The organism is Nocardia sp. 348MFTsu5.1 (assembly GCF_000383535.1).
Lineage (GTDB): Bacteria > Actinomycetota > Actinomycetes > Mycobacteriales > Mycobacteriaceae > Williamsia > Williamsia faeni.
Genome location: NZ_KB911510.1, coordinates 47,982 through 66,281 on the forward strand (window position 1 = coordinate 47,982; position 18,300 = coordinate 66,281).

The 18,300-nt window shown below is 62.6% G+C and carries 15 protein-coding genes; 6 read left to right on the top strand and 9 right to left on the bottom strand.

Annotated features, from left to right (window positions below):
• Positions 1 to 93: 93 nt before the first annotated feature.
• The gene (locus H290_RS0103475) at positions 94 to 1,533 is read right to left on the bottom strand and encodes an SRPBCC family protein (protein WP_196809489.1); all 1,440 of its coding nucleotides are present in this window, start codon (positions 1,531 to 1,533) and stop codon (positions 94 to 96) included.
• A 65-nt stretch (positions 1,534 to 1,598) separates the two neighbouring features.
• The gene (locus H290_RS0103480; RefSeq protein ID WP_020105375.1) at positions 1,599 to 1,874 is read right to left on the bottom strand and encodes a ferredoxin; all 276 of its coding nucleotides are present in this window, start codon (positions 1,872 to 1,874) and stop codon (positions 1,599 to 1,601) included.
• A gap of 392 nt (positions 1,875 to 2,266) precedes the next feature.
• On the opposite strand from H290_RS0103480, the gene H290_RS0103485 reads away from it, so the two are divergent.
• Together H290_RS0103485 and H290_RS27695 are read left to right on the top strand one after the other, a co-directional pair.
• Positions 2,267 to 3,250 (top strand): NAD(P)/FAD-dependent oxidoreductase, encoded by a 984-nt coding sequence (locus H290_RS0103485; RefSeq protein ID WP_020105376.1) that lies wholly within the window; start codon positions 2,267 to 2,269, stop codon positions 3,248 to 3,250.
• Between the two features lie 390 nt (positions 3,251 to 3,640).
• Positions 3,641 to 4,465: an IclR family transcriptional regulator gene (locus H290_RS27695; RefSeq protein ID WP_196809490.1), complete on the top strand. Its 825-nt coding sequence runs from the start codon at positions 3,641 to 3,643 to the stop codon at positions 4,463 to 4,465.
• 67 nt (positions 4,466 to 4,532) lie between these two features.
• Here the strand turns inward: H290_RS27695 and H290_RS0103495 are convergent, their stop codons facing one another.
• Together H290_RS0103495 and H290_RS0103500 are read right to left on the bottom strand one after the other, a co-directional pair.
• A complete protein-coding gene (locus H290_RS0103495; protein WP_028462722.1) occupies positions 4,533 to 5,960 on the bottom strand; it encodes a FadR/GntR family transcriptional regulator in 1,428 nt (475 codons plus the stop codon).
• 153 nt (positions 5,961 to 6,113) lie between these two features.
• Positions 6,114 to 6,617: a hypothetical protein gene (locus H290_RS0103500; protein ID WP_020105379.1), complete on the bottom strand. Its 504-nt coding sequence runs from the start codon at positions 6,615 to 6,617 to the stop codon at positions 6,114 to 6,116.
• Between the two features lie 223 nt (positions 6,618 to 6,840).
• On the opposite strand from H290_RS0103500, the gene H290_RS0103505 reads away from it, so the two are divergent.
• Together H290_RS0103505 and H290_RS0103510 are read left to right on the top strand one after the other, a co-directional pair.
• The gene (locus H290_RS0103505; protein ID WP_196809491.1) at positions 6,841 to 7,395 is read left to right on the top strand and encodes a VOC family protein; all 555 of its coding nucleotides are present in this window, start codon (positions 6,841 to 6,843) and stop codon (positions 7,393 to 7,395) included.
• Between the two features lie 34 nt (positions 7,396 to 7,429).
• Positions 7,430 to 9,016 carry an FAD-dependent oxidoreductase gene (locus H290_RS0103510; RefSeq protein WP_020105381.1) on the top strand — a complete coding sequence of 529 codons (1,587 nt, stop codon included), beginning with the start codon at positions 7,430 to 7,432 and terminating at the stop codon, positions 9,014 to 9,016.
• 334 nt (positions 9,017 to 9,350) lie between these two features.
• Here the strand turns inward: H290_RS0103510 and H290_RS0103515 are convergent, their stop codons facing one another.
• Together H290_RS0103515 and H290_RS0103520 are read right to left on the bottom strand one after the other, a co-directional pair.
• Positions 9,351 to 10,190, bottom strand: a complete 840-nt coding sequence (locus tag H290_RS0103515) for a mycofactocin-coupled SDR family oxidoreductase (RefSeq protein ID WP_028462723.1) — start codon at positions 10,188 to 10,190, stop codon at positions 9,351 to 9,353.
• 77 nt (positions 10,191 to 10,267) lie between these two features.
• Positions 10,268 to 11,146: an enoyl-CoA hydratase-related protein gene (locus H290_RS0103520; protein WP_020105383.1), complete on the bottom strand. Its 879-nt coding sequence runs from the start codon at positions 11,144 to 11,146 to the stop codon at positions 10,268 to 10,270.
• A gap of 368 nt (positions 11,147 to 11,514) precedes the next feature.
• On the opposite strand from H290_RS0103520, the gene H290_RS0103525 reads away from it, so the two are divergent.
• Both H290_RS0103525 and H290_RS0103530 read left to right on the top strand, forming a co-directional pair.
• Positions 11,515 to 12,267 carry an SDR family NAD(P)-dependent oxidoreductase gene (locus tag H290_RS0103525; RefSeq protein ID WP_020105384.1) on the top strand — a complete coding sequence of 251 codons (753 nt, stop codon included), beginning with the start codon at positions 11,515 to 11,517 and terminating at the stop codon, positions 12,265 to 12,267.
• A 95-nt stretch (positions 12,268 to 12,362) separates the two neighbouring features.
• Entirely contained in the window at positions 12,363 to 13,163 is an 801-nt protein-coding gene (locus tag H290_RS0103530; RefSeq protein WP_020105385.1) for an SDR family oxidoreductase, read from the top strand.
• A 241-nt stretch (positions 13,164 to 13,404) separates the two neighbouring features.
• On the opposite strand, the gene H290_RS0103535 is transcribed toward H290_RS0103530, so the two are convergent.
• The 3 genes from H290_RS0103535 to H290_RS0103545 all read right to left on the bottom strand — a co-directional run bounded on the left by H290_RS0103535 (position 13,405) and on the right by H290_RS0103545 (position 18,160).
• On the bottom strand, positions 13,405 to 14,181 hold the full coding sequence (locus tag H290_RS0103535) for an ABC transporter ATP-binding protein (protein ID WP_020105386.1): 777 nt from the start codon (positions 14,179 to 14,181) through the stop codon (positions 13,405 to 13,407).
• Entirely contained in the window at positions 14,178 to 17,024 is a 2,847-nt protein-coding gene (locus tag H290_RS0103540) for a branched-chain amino acid ABC transporter permease/ATP-binding protein (RefSeq protein ID WP_020105387.1), read from the bottom strand. Before H290_RS0103540 ends, H290_RS0103535 begins: the two co-directional genes overlap by 4 nt.
• Positions 17,025 to 17,362: 338 nt before the next feature.
• Positions 17,363 to 18,160, bottom strand: a complete 798-nt coding sequence (locus H290_RS0103545) for a FadR/GntR family transcriptional regulator (protein WP_020105388.1) — start codon at positions 18,158 to 18,160, stop codon at positions 17,363 to 17,365.
• Positions 18,161 to 18,300 lie beyond the last annotated feature (140 nt).

An 18,300-nucleotide genomic window follows, 5' to 3' on the forward strand; every position in this document is an offset into this window, starting at 1 on the left:
CATCGAGGACGACGTCGAGTGTAAGAACAAGGACTCGGCGCCAGGGGCCGGTGTTCCGGTCTGCGGACGCCGAGTCCAATTTGTTACAAAGGGTCAGTCGGCCCAGAGGTAGCGGTCGGCCACCCGGTGGTGGTTGTAGATGGTCATCTCCTGCTCTTCGCTGAGCCGATGGCCGTCAAAACTCGGTGAGTGCATTCCGACGGTGACCTCCTTGGCGTTCGCCATGTCCTGGCCGAAGACCTCGCCGAGATCGGCGTCCCGGTAGTCCTCGAAGAACTGGTGCTGGAACTCGCGCTTCTTGTCGTAGTCGGCAACCGGGATCTGGTCCAGGCTGAAGATCTCGAAGAGGCAGGTGTCCGGGTCGTCGCCGTACGGGCGTGCCCGGTAGACGAACACCGAACCCTGGTTGGGCAGGATGATCGTGTTGGGGAACACATTCCATGCGGTACCGGCCTCGGCCCACTGCTGTCCCGTGAGCATCGGCCAGTCGTAGCCTTCGGCGATCGCCATGTCGCGGTGCAGCTGCATGTAGACCTCGCCGGCGTTCGATCCCTCGGGCACTTCAGCGGTCTTGAGTGCTTCCGCGGCGCGCCAGCTGAGTTCGTTCTCGAGGCCGCGCATGTCCTCGGCGACATACTGCACCGACATTGCGATGGACAGCCGCTCATCGGTGATCTCCGCGGTGCCTCTGGCAGTGGGATCCTTGACGGATTCCGCGGTGGCATCCTTTTTCGTCTGGCCGACGGCCGAGTAGTGCGAGTGCCGCTCGTAGACAGTGGTGGGTGCCCAGATCCGCTCGTCGAGTTCTTTGAGGGACTGAAGGTTCAGGTTCGTCTTGTCGACTCGGTAGAGCTGTGGATGAGTTCCCGCAACGTGATATGCCTCGAGGAATCCGTCGAGCGCTGTCTTCCAGTTGCAGGGCAGGATGAAGCCCTTCGCCCAGCGATACCGCATGTTCTCGATATGAAACGGCTCAAAGATGCGTGCGATCGGGTCGAGGTACTCGAGAAGTGGCTTGGCTTCGGGGTCCATGTTGATGAACACGAAACCGGCCCACTGGTCGACGCGGACCTGCTCCAGGCCCAGGTCGTCATCGGAGCGCGGGACGAACTCCTCGCGATCGAGCACGAGCCTGATCGAGCCGTCCAGGTTCCATCGCCAGCCGTGGAACGGGCAGATGAGCGACCCGACGCGACCCTGGCCGCGGGCAAGACGGGTTCCGCGGTGACGACATGCGTTGTGGTACGCGCTGATCTTGGTTTTCGACTCGCGCACGATCAGGATCGAATAGCTTCCGATCTCGTACTCGATGTAGTTTCCGACCGACGCCAATTCCTCGACACGGCAGGCCATCAGCCAGGTCTTCTTGAAGACCTTTTCGAGCTCCAGCTTCTGGAATTCGGGGTCCAGGTAGCGCCCCTTGGGCACGTAGGCACGCGACAACCGGTATTTCTCCGGCACTTTCTCGGGATCTACATCGCCTTCGAACCAGGGGACGAAACGGTCTACTTGCGGTTCCTCGATTATCGACACCGGGAAATCACTCCTCTACTAGATCCTTTGGGAATTGCTCTGGCTGCTTGCGTGTTTGCGGGACGTCAGGCGTCGGGGCCGGCGATTTCGACGCCATCGGCGGCGCGGACGACGTGAATGCAGTTGCCCGGGCACCCGTCGGCGGCATCGATGACGTCGAGGCGCAGCTCGTCGTTCACATCGGTCTGGGAGCCCTCGGTCTGCAGCAGGTTGCCGTCGGCGTCCTTGACATAGGCCAGTCCGTCGGCGCCGAACTCGAAAATATCGGGGGCGTACTGGACGCACAGGCCGTCGCCGGTGCACAGTTTTTGGTCGATCCAGACCCGTACGTCTTCGCTCATTGTCGTCGACCTCCTCATCGATGGAACGCTCCGGAGACTTCACGAAGCAGGTATTTCGCCAGGCGTTGTTTACCCGGCCGCGCTATCGGCGTGGCTCACGTTCCCCGCCGATCTGGCGCGGTGATTGACCTGAGAATCACTTTGTCCAAGGCCTGCGCGGTTGTCCATCGGGCATTCCATCAGACGGAATCAGTGCACTCTATTAGGTGCGGGCCGACTTACACTTCGAAGATCAACCCCGGACGTGCCATGTCGGCCGTAGGTCCCATGCATGACATGGGTAGTGGGATATCCACGCGGGCAAGGTTATTCGAGCACGGACTCGGGTGTCGGTCGAACCCGGCCGCATTCCGAGGTCAATATTTCCGCATCACACACCAGGAGGTCGGCCCGTGGCCGAGACCATCACAACAGACATCCTCATCGTCGGCGCCGGCCCGGTGGGCCTGTTCGGCGCATACTGCGCGGGCTTCCGCGGGATGCAGACCGTACTGGTCGACGCGTTGCCGCAGTGTGGCGGCCAGATCGCCGCCTTGTACCCGGAGAAACACATCCACGACATCGCAGGGATTCCCGGTGCCCGGGGCCGGGACGTGGTCGCTGCCCTCAAAGACCAAGCGGACACCTACGGTCCGACGTACCTCCTCGGCCGCCAAGCGGTCGAGCTGGTGCACTCCCCGGACGGGCGGCCGCAGGTCACTCTCTCCGATGGCACCGTGATCGACGCAGGGGCGGTCATCCTGACTGCGGGGATCGGCACGTTCACCCCCAGGACCCTTCCGGCCGGTGAGGAGTTCCTCGGGCGCGGACTGAGCTACTTCGTCCCAGCACCTGAGGAGTATTCGGACCGCGATGTGCTGGTTGTCGGCGGGGGAGACAGTGCGATCGACTGGGTCCTGGCACTTGAGCCGATCGCCCGCTCGGTGACCCTGGTCCACCGCCGAGGCACCTTCAGGGCGCATGCCGCGAGCATCCGCGAAGTACACGAAAGCACGGCGGAGATCATCATCAATGCGCAGGTAGAAGCGCTGTTCGGTGACGACGTGTTGCGCGAGGCGCACGTGCGGGTCGACGGAGAGGGGGAGGCGCGGGTGCTCAAGGTCGACGCGGTTGTGGCCGCACTCGGCTTCATCAGCAACCTCGGACCACTCGAGGCCTGGGGCCTGGAATTGGACCGCCGCACGATTGTTGTCGACACCCGAATGGAAACCACCGTCGAGCACGTATATGCCGCCGGCGACGTCACGTCTTACCCCGGCAAGGTCAAATTGATGTCGGTCGGGTTCGGTGAGGTGGCAACCGCAGTCAACAATGCGGCAGTCTCACTGGACCCCGCCCTGTCCTTGTTCCCCGGCCACTCAACCGATTCCGCCTGATCGTCGACTCTCGATCCGATCCTTCAACTATCACTTGGGGGATGGAGAATGCTCTCGCTGCTTCGCAGCGAGAGCATTTTTTGATGTCTCGTCGATTCTCGCGTGAAACAACGCGCAAGGGTGCAGGACCCCCGGGGGTCACCTTCCTTCTACGAGCAGTACGTAGGTCCATCGAAACTGGAGCTCTCGTGACGCTTGACATGTGGGCTCCCAGATGTGACTGTGGTAACACTCCCGCAAAAGAGGATACTCAATACGGGACCTGCCCCCAGATTTGTACTCAGAAACCCGACTGCGCGACTGCGCGAAGGTTAGATGGGTGCACTGAATGAAAGCGTGGCTACCTTGTCATCTAGCTTGTTGCAACGAAGTGTGGTTTCACCAGAGGAAGTGACTGGCGATTCCCAGGATGGAATCAGGGCTGCGCTGACAAGCGGTAATGCCGGCGAGTCCTGCGAACGGCGCGGCCCGGAGCGGACGGTGATGGGGCGAGTTGCGTCCATCATGGATGCGTTCAACTGCAGTCAGCAGGTCCTCAGTCTCGGTGATCTCAGTGATCGCACCGGTCTGCCGAAATCGACCCTGCATCGCCTCGCCGATCAGCTGTGCCAAATCGGCTGGATCGAGCGTGATCCCGGTGGCTACCGGGTCGGTTTGCGGATGTTCGAGTTGGGGAGCCTCGCTGCCGAGGGGGGTCAGCTCCGTGAGGTTGCCTTCCCCCATCTGCAAGCGCTCGCGGTCAGGACCGGGATGACCGCGCAACTCGGCGTCCTCGACCACGGCGAGGTTGTATATATCGAACGGATCGCGGAGGGTTCGCTTCGTTTGCCGACCCGACGTGGTGGACGTAATCCCGTGTACTGCACCGCAATTGGCAAAGCGATGGCGGCGTTCGACGACGAGGTCATTCAGGCGGTGACCAGCGGGGACATGCCGAGGAGGACGGTTAACACGATCACCGATCCTCTTGCCTTGAAAGCGGAATTGAACCAGGTTCGACGGTTGGGAGTCGCGTTCGATCGCGGCGAGGCCTACGACCGGCTCGTCTGCGTCGCCGCGCCGGTTCGCAATGCGGGCGGTGCTGTTGCTGCGGTGTCCGTCACCGGCCCGGCGGGTCAGATGAGATGGGGCATGGTTGCCGAGGCCGTCCGGGGTACCGCTAACGCGATCTGGAACGCGAGCGTCAAACTCGGGAACGCAAGCGCGCGGGTGTAGTGACGCCGTCCGCCAAGGCTGTTCGCCCACAGGGTGATTCAGCCTCGGCGGGACCAGGGTTCTGGTCTCACCAAGTGGCGAGATCCTGGAGGTGCCGGCGCATGCGGTGCTGGGCGAGCCCCCCATCGCCGGCGAGGACGGCCACAAGTATCTTCTCGTGGGCATCGCGAACATCGGATGCACCCTGAGCACTTCTTGCTTTCTCGCTGAGACCGTTGCGGGCTCGGAGTTCCGTGGTGATCCGCAGGAACAGCGACAGGATCGGGTTACCGGCCAGTTCGGCGATCTCGGTGTGGAACAGGTCCCCGGAGTCACCCTGCTCAGTCGAAAGATCGAGTGCCTCGCGAAGGCGGGAGGCCGTGTCAGAGGAGAGCTCACCGGCGGTGAGCGTGTGGACACATTCCAGGGCGATGGCCTCATGGACCACGAAGAGGTCGTCAGGACTCAATCCCCGGTAGTTGAGGTAGAGGGCCATCGCGCGGATATTTGCTGTGGGGTCGGGGGCCAGAATGACCAATCCACCACCCGGCCCGCGTCGCATTCGGGCAACGCTGTGGTGCTCGAGGATCTGGAGGGATTCTCGAAGGACCGCACGGCTGACGCCGTAGCGGGTCAGCAGGTCTGATTCCGATCCGAGGATCTCACCAACCTGCCAGTCTTCGGTGGTGATGTCGTTGTGTATGCGGCCGGCCACGATCTCGGCGAGTTTGTCTCCCGACTTCGGGTCGGGATCCACTGGCCGGGTGCGCATTCGCTCGACTGTGGGATGAATCTTCTGGGCCAGCATCCATGTCACGACTTCTTCGAGGTGAGTTGTCACACGGGTTTGCGCGGCTGCACCGTCACCGGCGATCACTGCTTCGACGATTTCGGCATGCCGGTTGGCGACGTGAGTCCTGGCCTCGCTCGCTGCGCCTTCCGCGATGCGTCGTGAAGTCCGCAAGTAGCGGGTGCTCAAACCCGTCACGACCTCGGTGAACATCTGCAACAAGGCATTTCCCGACAACTGGCCCAACATTGCGTGGAAATCTTTGCCGGCGGCAATGGACGAATCAGCGATTCTCGCGTGCTCTTCGTTCACGATGGCGCGAAGAGCGCCGATACTCGACTCGGTGACGGTCTCGGCGGCCAGTCTGGCCGCCAGTGGCTCCAGAAGCATCCGCGCACGACCTAGATCCTCGACACTCACCCCGATGTATTCGAGATAGATCACGAGGGCGCGAATGGGCAACGAGGTGTCGGGCGCACTGACGACGAGTCCGCCACCGGGGCCACGTCGCATTCTGGCGACCTGCTGGTGCTCGAGTAACCGGATCGCTTCCCTCAGAATCGATCGCGACACCTTGAAACGCGCCTGCAGTTCGGTTTCTGATCCGAGGACCTCGCCGATCGGCCATTCGCGATCCATGATCTCGTTCTCGAGCTGTCGGGCAACTTGAGCCGCGAGTTTTTGCGGCGCCACCGAACCCGGCACGTCCCCCTCTGAGACTGTCATCAAAGTCGATCTCCATCCCCAAGACCCACTGACCGCGACACCGCGATCAGGTCAGCACGCTCACCATCTGTCGAAATCCGAGACCGGGACACATTTTCTTCAGTGACCCGTCGATACCCGATGGTAAGCGACCGAAATTGTAAGAAACTTCTGTCAGGCACCAGCATGTTCAGTGATCCAGTGGCCAACCTCTTCGATGTACGCCGTGTATCCGGACCGCGCTGCGAGCACAACCGCAGCGACCTTCTCGGGCTCGGTATCCATATACAGCTGGACGAGGACGTTGTGAGGGGCTTCTGGAGGCGAGAGAACGGCTCGCAGGTCTGCGTCGATCATGCCGACCTTCACCACCGCATCGAACGCAGCGGTCGGTGTTTGCGGCATTTCGCCAAGCGCTCTTGCGCCGACCCGAGTGTTGACAGCGAAAGCCTGGTCGGCCAAGAGCCACAGCACCCGCTCGCACACGAGGCCAATTGCCGGATTGCTCTCCAGGAGGTGAGCTTCCACCGGCCCGAGTTCGTCGAGTTGCCTGACTGCTTTGCGCATGGTGATCAGCCGGTGTTTCACCGGCTGCCATACCGGGTCTGCGATCGGCTGATCGCCTCCCGGCTGCTCCGTCCTGGACAGCAATGTCGGTGCATTGCTCAATGTGGCCATATTTATATGTTTCCATACCTGGCCGCGGGTGTCCGCTTTGATATTCCGCCTGGTGGCATCGAAGAAAGGCGCGTTGTTCCGGGATGGTCCCCGGTGATTCCGTCTGATGGGACCGGCAGTGGACGACAGGTTGTGGAAGAGGCGAGAGTCGTTTGCGTAATGGTCTGCCCTGTGCCGATAACAATGACGCGCAACACATTTGCCGCGACTGAGGAGATTTTTGATGCGATCTATCGATGACTTGTTCCGCAATTTCATGCAGGTGGGATATGTGACGGATGACATTGATGTTGCGGCCGCTTACTTCGAGTCCAAACTGGGGACAGTGGAGTGCGTGAAGCACTACGGGGCGTCGATGGGCGGAGGTCGGCCGGCGACCGGCGACAGCGCCGCGGTCACCCCGTATGTAGTGGTCGACGGCGAGCCGGCCGACGAATGGCTCATCGATGTTCTCCTGGTCAACGCAGGTGCAACGAACTTGGAGGTCATCCGCCCGGTTGCCGGATCGGTTGACCTCTATCGGGGTGCCATCAGGCCCGGGGAGCCGGCCACGCTGCATCACCTGGGATTCCGTGTTGATGACTTCGACGAAGCGTCCGCAGTGGTCGCATCCAGCGGCCGAACCTGGGCACAGTATGGGATCAGTGGCGGGATCCGGATGGGCTATCTCGACATGAGGGCGGAATTGGGCCATTTCGTCGAGGTGATGGAACTTGATGAGGAGTCTGCTGACGGCTTCTTGCAGCTTGAAGCCTTTTCGAATGCGAAATACGCGTAACCCGCCCCCTTTACCGTTGTGAGAGGAAATCGCCATGAGTGAGAATGCAGCTGATTTGTACGACGTGATTGTCGTGGGTTCGGGTGGAGGTTTGATCGGTGCGTACGCGGCGGCAGCACGCGGCCTGCGGACGTTGGTCATCGAGAAGACAGAGTTTGTCGGTGGTACCACCTCGTATTCGGGTGCGGGAATGTGGTTGCCGGGGAATGCTGCTGAGCAGCGGGCCGGGTTGCCGGACACTCGCGATGGGGCGCGTCTGTATTTGGATGCGATCGTCGGAGATGACTCGCCTGCCTCGCTACGCGAGGCTTTTCTGCAGGCCGGGCCTGCGATGATCGAAGAACTGGAGAAGAACCCCAGGTTCGGAGAGTTCCAGTTCCTGGGTGTTCCCGACTACTTCGCGGGGCAGCCGGGCGCACTGCCGGGGGGACGAACGATTTTCCCGCAGGACTTCGACCGCGGTGAACTCGGCGATCTGGAGCCGTTGGTACGTAGGCCGCTGTGGACTGAGCGTTGGGGTGTTGACGTCGAGTCGACGATGGTCGGTGGGCAGGCCCTCATCGGGCGCGCACTGCTGGCATTCATGGAGACCGGCAACGGCACCGTCCTGACGAACACCGGGCTCGAGCGGCTCATCGTCGAAGACGGCGCCGTGGTCGGAGTGCAAGCCTCGAGTAATGGTGAGCCGGTGACGTTCCGCGCCAGCAAGGGAGTGATCCTCGCGGCGGGCGGATACGAGCGAAATGCCGAGCTGCGACGGAAGTACCAGCCCGAGATCGGTGATGAGTGGACTCAGGGGTGTGAGGGGAACACCGGGGATGCTCTGACTGCAGGCATCGACATCGGTGCCGCGACCGACCTACTCGAGGAGTCGTGGTTCGCGCCCGGTCTGGTCGTACCCGATACGCGCCCGGTGTTCTATACATCGGTGTGGAGTGGGATCTGGGTCAACGCTGCCGGTCAGCGTTACATGAATGAGCGGCTCCCGTACGATCGGGCCGGGCACGAGATGCTCAAGGCACACAGGACTTCTGACGCTTCGCCGTTGCCGACGCACTGGGTGTTCGATCAGCGTCAAATCGACAACGAAAGTGCTTTCGCGGCGGCGTTGCCGGTCGCGCCGGACGTTCCGGGTTGGTTTGATGTCGAAAAGTTCATCGCCGCCGGGGTATTGCACCGGGCCGATACCTTGGATGAGCTTGCAGAGCTGATCGGTGTCCCGGCTGGGGCACTGACGAAGACTGTCGATCAGTACAACGGTTATGCCCGCACCGGCAAGGATGAGGACTTCGGTCGCGGCGAGGCTCCGTGGGATCTGATGACCGTGTACCTGGGCGGCGCTCACACTGACGGCCCCAATCCGTGTTTGGGCGTGATAGATCAGGGGCCGTTCTATGCGGCGAAGATCGTGTTGTCTGATCTGGGGACCAAGGGTGGTCTCAAGACCGACGACCATGCGCGCGTCGTCCGGCCGGACGGCTCGGTGATCGCGGGCCTGTATGCATCAGGAAACACGATGGCTCCGGTTACCGGGCGAATCTACCCCGGTGCCGGTGGTCCGATCGGTTCGTCGATGGCATTCGCGTACATCGCCGCGCTCGACATAGCTCAAAAAGGCTGACAGAAATACTGCGGGCACCACCCGCGCGAACCGCCGAGCGTGCCGATCCAACCGTCGACCGTGCCGAAATCACCACCGACCGTGCCGAAAATCCTGGTGCGCAATCACTTTCGGCACGCTCAACGGCAACGACGGCACGCTCGGCGGTGGTGCTGTGACTGTGCCGTCACCTGATCAGCGGGGACCGTGACGCCTCTCAACCGTGCACGGATGTTTCGGGTCGATGGGTGACGACGGGGATTGATAGCGCGACAGTGAAACGCAACACCAGCCAAAAGCGCGAGCCGCGCAGCTGATTGAGATCTGCTGCGCGGCTCGAGGGTAGGGCTGTGTCTTATTTGAGCGTGCTGCCGCCGTCTACGGCGAGCGTGGTACCCGTGATGTACCGGGCTTCGTCGGATGCCAGGAACAGCACTGCGTTGCTGATGTCTTCGGCCTCGACCCAACCGATCGGCAGCACATGCATCGTTTGTGCGACGACCTTGAGGTCGTCGATTCCGGGGTTCTCGAGATCTGGCCGGAACCACTTCATTGTGTAGTCGTTCATGAACATCGGTGTGTTCACGTTGGTCGGATGAACTGAGTTGACGCGGATCGAGTATTCCCCGAGTTCGACGGCGAAGGCGCGCATGAGGCCGACGACACCGTGTTTGGATGCGATGTAGTGCCCGGTGTTCGCGTAGGCCTTGAGTCCGCCGACTGAGCTCGTCAAGATGATTGATCCACCCCGTCCGCCCGATTTCAGGTGTGGTACACCGGCTTTCACAGTCTTCCACACGCCCGACAAGTTCACGCCGATGATGTCGTCCCAGTCGCTCTCGCTGACGTTCTCCAGCGTTACGCCGCCCGTGCCGAAGCCGGCATTGGCCACGATCACGTCGAGCCGCCCCAGTTGCTCGACGCCACTGTCGACGGCCGATTTGAGGGCGGCATAGTCCCGCACATCGACCTCGGCTGTGACGATTCGGCGGTTCAGGCCTTTGACCAGGTCGGCGGTTTCGAGGAGATCCTCGGGTGTCGAATACGGCGTCGGGCTGTCGGCGATTACCGGCCCGCAGATGTCGACCGCAATGATGTCGGCACCTTCCTGCGCCATTCGCACTGCGTGGCTGCGTCCTTGTCCGCGTGCAGCTCCGGTGATGAAGGCAACTTTGCCGGCCATTCGTCCAGTCATCATTCACCTAAACCTTTCATTTCCAATTGTCCAGTGATGGGAGAGGTGATCGAGATGCTGCGGAGATGCTCAGTCCGTCAGCCCATGTCATTCGGTCGGGTGGGCCAGCGCTCCATGTCGGGGTAGTCGGCAGTGATGGTGTCCGGGAAGTTCGGGGCGCGCTTCTCCAGGAAGGACTCCACGCCCTCTCGCCCGTCAGCGCTCGCACCGAGATGACGCATCGCCCGCGAGTCGGCCCGATGCCCTGCCCACGGGGAGTCCTCACCGAGCATCGACCACAGCATCTGTTTGGCCACCCCGACAGAGACGGCCGAGGTGTTGTCCGCGATCTCGCGCGCAAGCGAATATGCGTGGGGGAGTAGGTCCTCTGGCGGAAGGATTTTCGAAATCAGGCGGCCGGCGAGGGCTTCTTCCGCGCCGAAGATTCTGCCCGTCGCCACCCACTCCATGGCCTGCGAGATTCCGACGATCCGCGGCAGGAACCAACTCGAAGCCGCCTCCGGGACCAGGCCCCGGCGAGCGAACACAAATCCGAACTTGGCTGATTCTGACGCCAGCCGGATATCCATCGGCAAAGTCATCGTGACGCCCACACCAATGGCAGGGCCGTTGATGGCCGCGATCACCGGTTTTCGGCAAGCAGCAGAGGTCAGAGCGGCCACCCCGCCACCGTCCCGCGGCGCGCCACCGATCGTTCCGATGCTCGCTCGCTCCACCGCTTTTGCGTTCGGGCCGAACACATTGGCCCCCGCGCTCAGGTCCGCCCCGGCACAGAAGGCCCGATCGCGGCCCGTCACGACAACCACACGCACATCGTCGTCGAGGTCGGCGGCCACGTAGGCGGAGGCCAGTTCGTGCATCATCGTTGTGGTGAACGCGTTCAACCGGTCAGGCCTGTCCAGGGTCACGGTCGCGACCCTGTCCACCACCTCATAGGAGATTTCGGTGAAGTTCATCGGACGTGGGTTCGGTGAGCGTAGTGGTCCGGTGCTGCCATCGTTGAAACATAGGCGAATTGGGTGGCATGCAGCAGTACCTCGTTCCGCTGAGTGAAATCGATCGGCACCCTACCGCGGGCGGCCATGGATGAGCCCATTCCGCTCTATAAGACGAGTCGTGGACGTCGCGTCAGGACGGGCTTAGGCTCCGAACGGAAACGATCGTGCAGGTCGCGGCGTCGTGCCTGAAATGTATTGAGGGATAGCCGATTATGGCCGGGTCGCACGACACCACTGGGTGAGTCACGATGCCGCGGTTGCGATGTGGGCGATTGAACCATCTGTCTTGTCGGGTAGCGGAACTATTTCCGAGAAAGAAGTCGAGAATGACCACATTGCTCAATGGACGGCGGGTGCTCGTCACCGGAGCGGCCACGGGAATCGGTGCGGCAACGGTCGACGTACTGACCCAAGCAGGCGCCCACGTCGCAGCGACTTTTCACAACACGAAACCGGCGGACACTGCGTCGGCATCGTGGGTTCACTGTGATGTGACCGACCCGGCGTCGGTCGATTCGGCGTTCGGTGAGGTCGTCGGCACGTTGGGAGGTCTCGATGTCCTGATCCATGCTGCTGGGTTGTGGGCACCGGGTGTACCCGGACACATCGACACCGCGAACATTCACAAGATGATCGACATCAACTTCACGTCGACTGTGCTGACCAACCAGGCCGCACACGCGGTCATGCGTGAAACCGGTGGCCAGATAATCAATTTCGGCTCGAGTGAAGGCGTATCGGGAAGCCCGATATCGGCTACGTACGCGGCATCAAAGGCGGCGGTCCACTCCTGGTCACGCTCAGTGGCCAAAGCTTGGGCTGCCGACAACGTCACCGTCAATACGATCGCACCTGCTGTCGAGACTCCGGGCGCCAACCGGTTGCGCGAATTCTTGGGCCCGGAAGCCGCCGCGCAGTTGACACAGCAGTTGAAGGCGGCGATACCGCTCGGTGGTGAACTCGGTGATCCGGCCACTGATGTGGGTCCCATGCTCGTGTTCCTGTCGGGCGAAGGCGCGAAGTTCATCACCGGCCAGTTCCTCGCTGTCAACGGTGGCCTGCTGATGGTCGGCGGATAGCCCGCCGGACGCAAGCGGGCCAGGCCTTACCGCATCGAACAAACAATCACGGATCCTCGAACACCCAGATCGCAAACAACAAGGAGAACTGTTTCATGACAACAGATTTGGCCAACAAGTATGGACCCTGGGGCATCGTGGCAGGTGGCTCTGATGGAGTCGGCGCGGCGTTCGCCGATACGATGGCCGCGCGCGGCATGAACGTCGTTCTTGTGGCGCGGCGAACGTCAGTGCTCGAGGAGGCCGCCGCCGATATTCGGGACCGCCACGGCGTGGAGGTGAGGACCATTGCGCTGGACCTCAGCGACACCTCTGCGATCGCGGACCTCGAGAAGGCAACGTCCGATCTGGAGATCGGCGTGTTTGTGTTCAACGCCGGCGGCGGCAACCACAGTGCCTCGTTCCTCGAGCAGAGCCTCGATACACACCTGGAGCTGGTCCAGCGCAACTGCGTCAGCGTTCTGGAGGCTGCCCATCGGTTCGGGGCACCGATGGTCGCCCGTGGTCGTGGTGCAATGGTTCTGTTGAGCTCGACGTCAGCATGGATCGGTGGCGCCAGTTACGCCTCGTACAGCGCGACCAAGGCATTCGATCTCATTCTGGCAGAGGGCTTGTGGGCGGAATGGCGCGACACCGGTGTCGATGTGCTGGCGCCGGTACTGGGGCTCACCGACACTCCCTCGATGCGTCGGGTGGTCGATGCCGCGACGTTGGAGCACGTGGAGGCTGCCGATCCGAACGAGGTCGCGGTGGAGATACTTGATCATCTCGCAGACGGCCCCACATGGATTCTCGGCAGCGACGATCCGCTCGGTGGATCGCCGTTCGGGGCGATGAGCCGACGCGACGGCGTGCTCACCATGCTTCGTATGGTGTCCGCCGGGGCCGATAGCTGACAGAGATTTCGGCAAACGAATCCGGCTGTGAAAGAGCTGGTTTCATGATGATCCACTTTTGAAATGACGAAGTCCCTGCCCTCGCTGAGGGCAGGGACTTCGCGTCGTCGTGAAGGGTGGAATCACTGCATCCCAATGAAACAACCCGCCCGCGCAACCTCTGGGGATGCACGTGCGGGTTGATCGATGAACTGGACCTGCTATTCGGCGAATGCCGAATGCAACTGTGGGCAGGCGATTGTCACCTGGCCGTTTCGATGTCTGCGGTTGTGTGGTGGGGTTCGTTGGTGCCGAGGTACGCATCTTCGATGAGATGGGGTGTCGCGGCGAGTTGTTGGGCGTTGCCTTGTAGGACGTTGGTGCCGTGGCGTAGGACCAGGGCGGTGTCGGCGACGGTGAGGGCGAGTTGGACGTGTTGTTCGACGAGGATGACGGCGGCGTTGGTGGTGTCGGCGACGGTGCGGACGATGGGCAGGAGTCGTTCGACGATGACGGGTGCCAGGCCCATGGATAGTTCGTCGATGAGCAGGACAGTGGGGTGCTGCACGAGCGCGCGGCCGATGGCGAGCATTTGTTGTTCGCCGCCGGACAGGGCGCCGGCGGGGATTTTGAGGCGTTCGGCGAGGCGGGGGAAGAGATCGAGGATGCGATCTTTTTCGGTGGGCCAGTCTTTTCGGTTGGTGACGGCGAGGCGGAGGTTCTCTTCGACGGTGAGGGTGGTGAACAGGGCGCGGTCGTCGGGGACCAGGACCAGACCGGCTTGGGAGGCGTGGCGGGCGTGGCCGGGTTTGACGGTGTGGCCGGCGATGTCGATGGTGCCGCCGAGGCTGGGTAGGAGGCCGGCAAGGGTCATCAGGACGGTGGTTTTGCCGGCGCCGTTGGGGCCGAGGAGGGCGAGGACTTCGCCGGCTTTGAGCTCGAGGTTGAAGTCGCGGACGCAGGGTCGTCCGGTGGAGTAGCCGGCGTCGAGGTTGGTGCAGTGCAGGACGGTGGCTTTGTCGGTGAGTGTGGTGGTCATGCGTTGAGCTCCTGTCCGGTCGGGGCGGTGTGGTGCGCGGCGGAGTCAGCCGGCATGGTGGGTTCGGCCGGCGCGGTGGGGTCGGGTGTGGCGGGGGTGCCGGTGGTGCCGAGGTAGGCGGTGGTGACGGTGGGGTCGTTGCGGATCTGATCGGGGGTTCCGATGGCGATCACTTTGCCGAGGTCCAGGACGACTATGCGGTCGCAGATTTCCAGGACGAGTTCCATGTCGTGGTCGACCATGACGATGGTGGTGCCGGAGTCGCGGATGGCGCGTAGGCGGTGGCCGAGCCACATGCTTTCGGTGCTGTCGAGTCCGGCGGCGGGTTCGTCGAGCAAGACCACGTCGGGTCGGCCGGCCAAAGCGCGTGCGACGGAGACGAGTTGGCGTTGTCCCTGGGAGAGTTCCTTGACGGGACGGTCCACGACCTTGCTCAGGTGCAGCAGCTCGAAAAGGTTGTCGAGTCCGGCGGCGTCCAGCGGTGGGTGGTCGGGACCGTGGTGGTGAGCGGCGGTGGTGCCGACCGAGACGTTTTCGTGGACGGAGAGGTCGTCGTAGAGTTCGATGCCCTGGAAGGTGCGGCCCAGTCCGTTGCGGCTGCGTCGGTAGGGTTTTTGGCCGTCGAGGACGGTGCCGTTGACAGTGACGGTGCCGGTGGCGGTGGCGAAGCCGCTGATGGCGTCGATGAAGGTGGTTTTGCCGGCGCCATTGGGGCCGATCAGGCCGATGATTTCGCCGTCGCGGACGTCGAAGGAGACGTCGTCGAGCGCGGTGACGCCGCCGTAGCGAACGCCGATTCCGTTGGCGGAGAGCACAACATCGCCGAGGGGCCGAGCGGCGCCGGGGTAGGTGGTGTTGTCGTCGCCGGTGACGTCGAGGTCGATGATGTCGTCGACCGGGGCGGTGCGGTGGAGTTTGGTGCGGGCCCAGGCGATGTTCTTGTGGATTTCGGAGATGATGCCTTCGGGGTTGGTGATGACCGTGATGACGAGCAGGACGCCGGTGATGACTGCGTAGTAGTCACCGATGTTGGCGACGCGGTCGAGGAAGATGAACATGATGCCGCCCGCGCCCATGATGCCGGCGAGGATGGCGCCGGATACGCAGGTGACGCCGGCGAGGTAGACCACGGCGAACATCGCGATTCCGCCGATGGCGGTGAAGGATTCGGGGACGGCCATGGTCTGTTGGTAAGCCATCAGGGTGCCGCCGATGCCGGCGATGAAGGCGCCGATGGCGAAGGCGATGAGTTTGGTGCGTGAGACGTTGATGCCGGAGGCGGCGGCCGAGCGTTCATTGGCGCGCACGGCGAGCATGGAGGCGCCCAGGCGGCTGGTGCGTAGTTTCGCGGTGGCCAGAGCGGCGGCGATCAGCACGATCAGGCACAGGACGCCGAAGGCGATGGTGGGGTAGGAGTCGCCGGAGCCGATGCCCAGGTTGATGCCGAACAGGGACGGGTCGTCGACTTTGGCGCCGTTGATGCCGCCGTTGAACTTGTTGTTGCGGAACCAGAACATTTCCAGGAATACCGCCAGGCTCAGGGTGACCACGGCCACCGGTAAGCCGCGGATCCGCAGTGCGGGGAGTCCGAAGACCACGCCGACGACGGTGGCGACGAGGGCGGCCAGGATCGGTGCGACGGGGAAGGGGACGTTCCAGACGGTGGTCAGGCGGGAGAGCATGAACGCCGCGACACCGGCAAGTGTTAACTGCGCCAGCGAGATTTGGCCGGCGAAGCCGGTGACGACGACCTGGGACAGGGCGATGATGGCCAGCGTGAAGGTGACGATGACCGCGCCGCGGTAGCTGCCGTCGGTCAACACCAGCGCGCCCAGGGCGACCAAGGTGCCGATGATGGTGGGGAGCAACAGGTTTTTGGGCCTGGGGGCGGCGCCCAACGTGTTGGCGATGAGGGCGCCACGGGACGGCAGTGGTTTGCCACGGAAGACCAGGAAGATCAGGATCAGGACCAGGGGGATGAGTTCGGCCATGCCGGCTTGGGGCATCCAGCTGACGGTGGATTGCAGGTGGGTCATTTCTGACTGCAGGACACCGATGCTCAGGCCGGCGGCCACGGCGGGGCCGATGGCACTGAAGTTGCCGACCAGGGCGGCGGCCAGGGCCGGGACGATGAACAGGGTGTAGGAGACCGGGATCAGCGGGACGATGGGGGCGATCAGGATGCCGGAGAGACCGGCGATCATCGTTGACAGGGCCCAGTTGGCGTAGGCGATGCGTTCGGGGGACAGGCCGGTGACGATGGCCCCTTTTTCGGTTTCGGCGGCGGCGCGGGTGGCCAAACCGAAGCGGGTCAGGCGGAACGCCAGGATCAGCAAGATGGTCAGCACGATGATGACGACGGCGAACCAGAGTCGGTCGGCGGGAATGCGGATCTCACCGATGGTGATGACGTTGGTCGGCAAGATGGCATCGACAGAGACCGGGGTGGTGCCGACGCGGGCGGCGAGCAGAGCCTGCACGGCGAGCATCAACGCGATGGACGCGACGGCTTTGGCTGTGGCCGGTGCGGTCCTGAGCAATCTGAAGACGGCGAAGTACATCAGGAGGCCCAGCCCCGCGGCGATCAGCAGTGCGATGGCCATGGCCGGTGCCAACGCCATCGGCCCACCGAGATCCACCGTTTTCGGTAGCCCGGGGATCGGGATCAGCAGTTCACCATCGCGCAGGTAGGCGTACGTGTAGGCCACGTACAGGGCGATGGCACCGGTGGCGAAGTTCACCACGCCCGAACTCCGGTACGTCATGACCAGGGCCAAGGCCAATGCCGCATACACCGCACCGTTGCCCAGCCCCAGGAACAAGAACTGCAGATCTTGAGTCATCACACTGTCTTTCGGTCGTAAAGAGGTTTGCCAACGCAGCAGTCATGGATTACTTAGATAACTAAGTCTGCGAACTACTATGGCACATACACATGATCTAAGTCACTTATCTGGCCAAATGTGTTCCACTGTTCCGCTGGGTGGAAGTGGTTCTGCGCGACGCGCCATGGCGGGGCAGGGGCACGGAGCAGGAGACGTCTGGCCGCATCGTGAGAACGGCATGATTCAGCCGGCGTAGAGCACGGAATCAAGCGGTCGAGATCCGTGCGGCGTCGCAAGGGGTGGAAAGTATTCGGCCACTTCGTGACGCGTCACGTTGTCCGGCCAAACGACTGCATTCAGTCGAGGATGTCGCGCACCTTGACGTCCAGATGGCTGGCCATGGCTGTCGAGCGCGCCACTGCCATGTGCTTCTGCCAGTGTGCCGTGGCACCCGCGCTGTCTCGAGCACGTAGGAGCTTGATCAACCGGCGCTGCGATCGCACGGACAGCTTGTAGGTGGCCTCCGAGACGGCAACGTCTCCGCGACCCACCTCGCGCGACACCGAGACCGTATGGCGTTCGAAGATCTCGTTCAGCATGCCTGCCACAAGGGCGAGAGTTGCATTGCCCGACAGTTGGACCATGAGGAGGTGAAAGCGCGCAGAGGCGTGCCCGAAGTCACCGGCCGCGTATGCCGCCGGTATGTCTTCGTCGACGAATCTTTCCAGTTCGTCGAATGCTTCTTCTGTTCCTTCTGCCGCGAGAATGCCGGCCGCTGCGGGCTCGAGGGATTCGCTGGCAACAAGGACGTCAGCGACTGTGGCACCGGATAATTCGAGTAGGAGCGATGCCGGGCGGGCGACTATTTCCGGTCCGGGCACGCAGATTCGCGCGCCGGTGCGGGAACCTCGACGGACCTCGACAAGTCGTTCGGCCTCGAGCACTCGCACGGCTTCGCGAAGAGTCGGCCGGCTGACGGAAAAGTGCTCCATGAGTTCGGCTTCGTGTGGGAGGTGATCACCGTCGACGAGTTGACCGTCGACGATCATCCGTCGCAATTTGCGTGCGACCAGCTCGGCAGTCTTCGGAGTGCGGAGCGGGCGTCCGGTGGTGTCAGTCAGACCGAAGGTCGGCGTACCAGCTACTTCGGCCACTGCTCTGCCTGCCTTCCGTCAAGGGCAACGTCGATTACGTCGATTACACAGTATTGCATCTGCCGATGTCGCATAACCTTGCAAAGCCCGACATAGGCAACTATGTTAGCTATGTGCGGGTTCAGTCGGTGTCCGAACTG

Coding starts and splice junctions, on each gene's coding strand:
- H290_RS0103505 (WP_196809491.1), top strand. CDS start 6,841: ATGCGATCTATCGATGACTTGTTCCGCAATTTCATGCAGGTGGGATAT.
- H290_RS0103500 (WP_020105379.1), bottom strand. CDS start 6,617: ATGGCCACATTGAGCAATGCACCGACATTGCTGTCCAGGACGGAGCAG.
- H290_RS0103510 (WP_020105381.1), top strand. CDS start 7,430: ATGAGTGAGAATGCAGCTGATTTGTACGACGTGATTGTCGTGGGTTCG.
- H290_RS0103525 (WP_020105384.1), top strand. CDS start 11,515: ATGACCACATTGCTCAATGGACGGCGGGTGCTCGTCACCGGAGCGGCC.
- H290_RS0103535 (WP_020105386.1), bottom strand. CDS start 14,181: ATGACCACCACACTCACCGACAAAGCCACCGTCCTGCACTGCACCAAC.
- H290_RS0103495 (WP_028462722.1), bottom strand. CDS start 5,960: ATGACAGTCTCAGAGGGGGACGTGCCGGGTTCGGTGGCGCCGCAAAAA.
- H290_RS0103515 (WP_028462723.1), bottom strand. CDS start 10,190: ATGACTGGACGAATGGCCGGCAAAGTTGCCTTCATCACCGGAGCTGCA.
- H290_RS0103530 (WP_020105385.1), top strand. CDS start 12,363: ATGACAACAGATTTGGCCAACAAGTATGGACCCTGGGGCATCGTGGCA.
- H290_RS0103520 (WP_020105383.1), bottom strand. CDS start 11,146: ATGAACTTCACCGAAATCTCCTATGAGGTGGTGGACAGGGTCGCGACC.
- H290_RS0103540 (WP_020105387.1), bottom strand. CDS start 17,024: ATGACTCAAGATCTGCAGTTCTTGTTCCTGGGGCTGGGCAACGGTGCG.
- H290_RS0103480 (WP_020105375.1), bottom strand. CDS start 1,874: ATGAGCGAAGACGTACGGGTCTGGATCGACCAAAAACTGTGCACCGGC.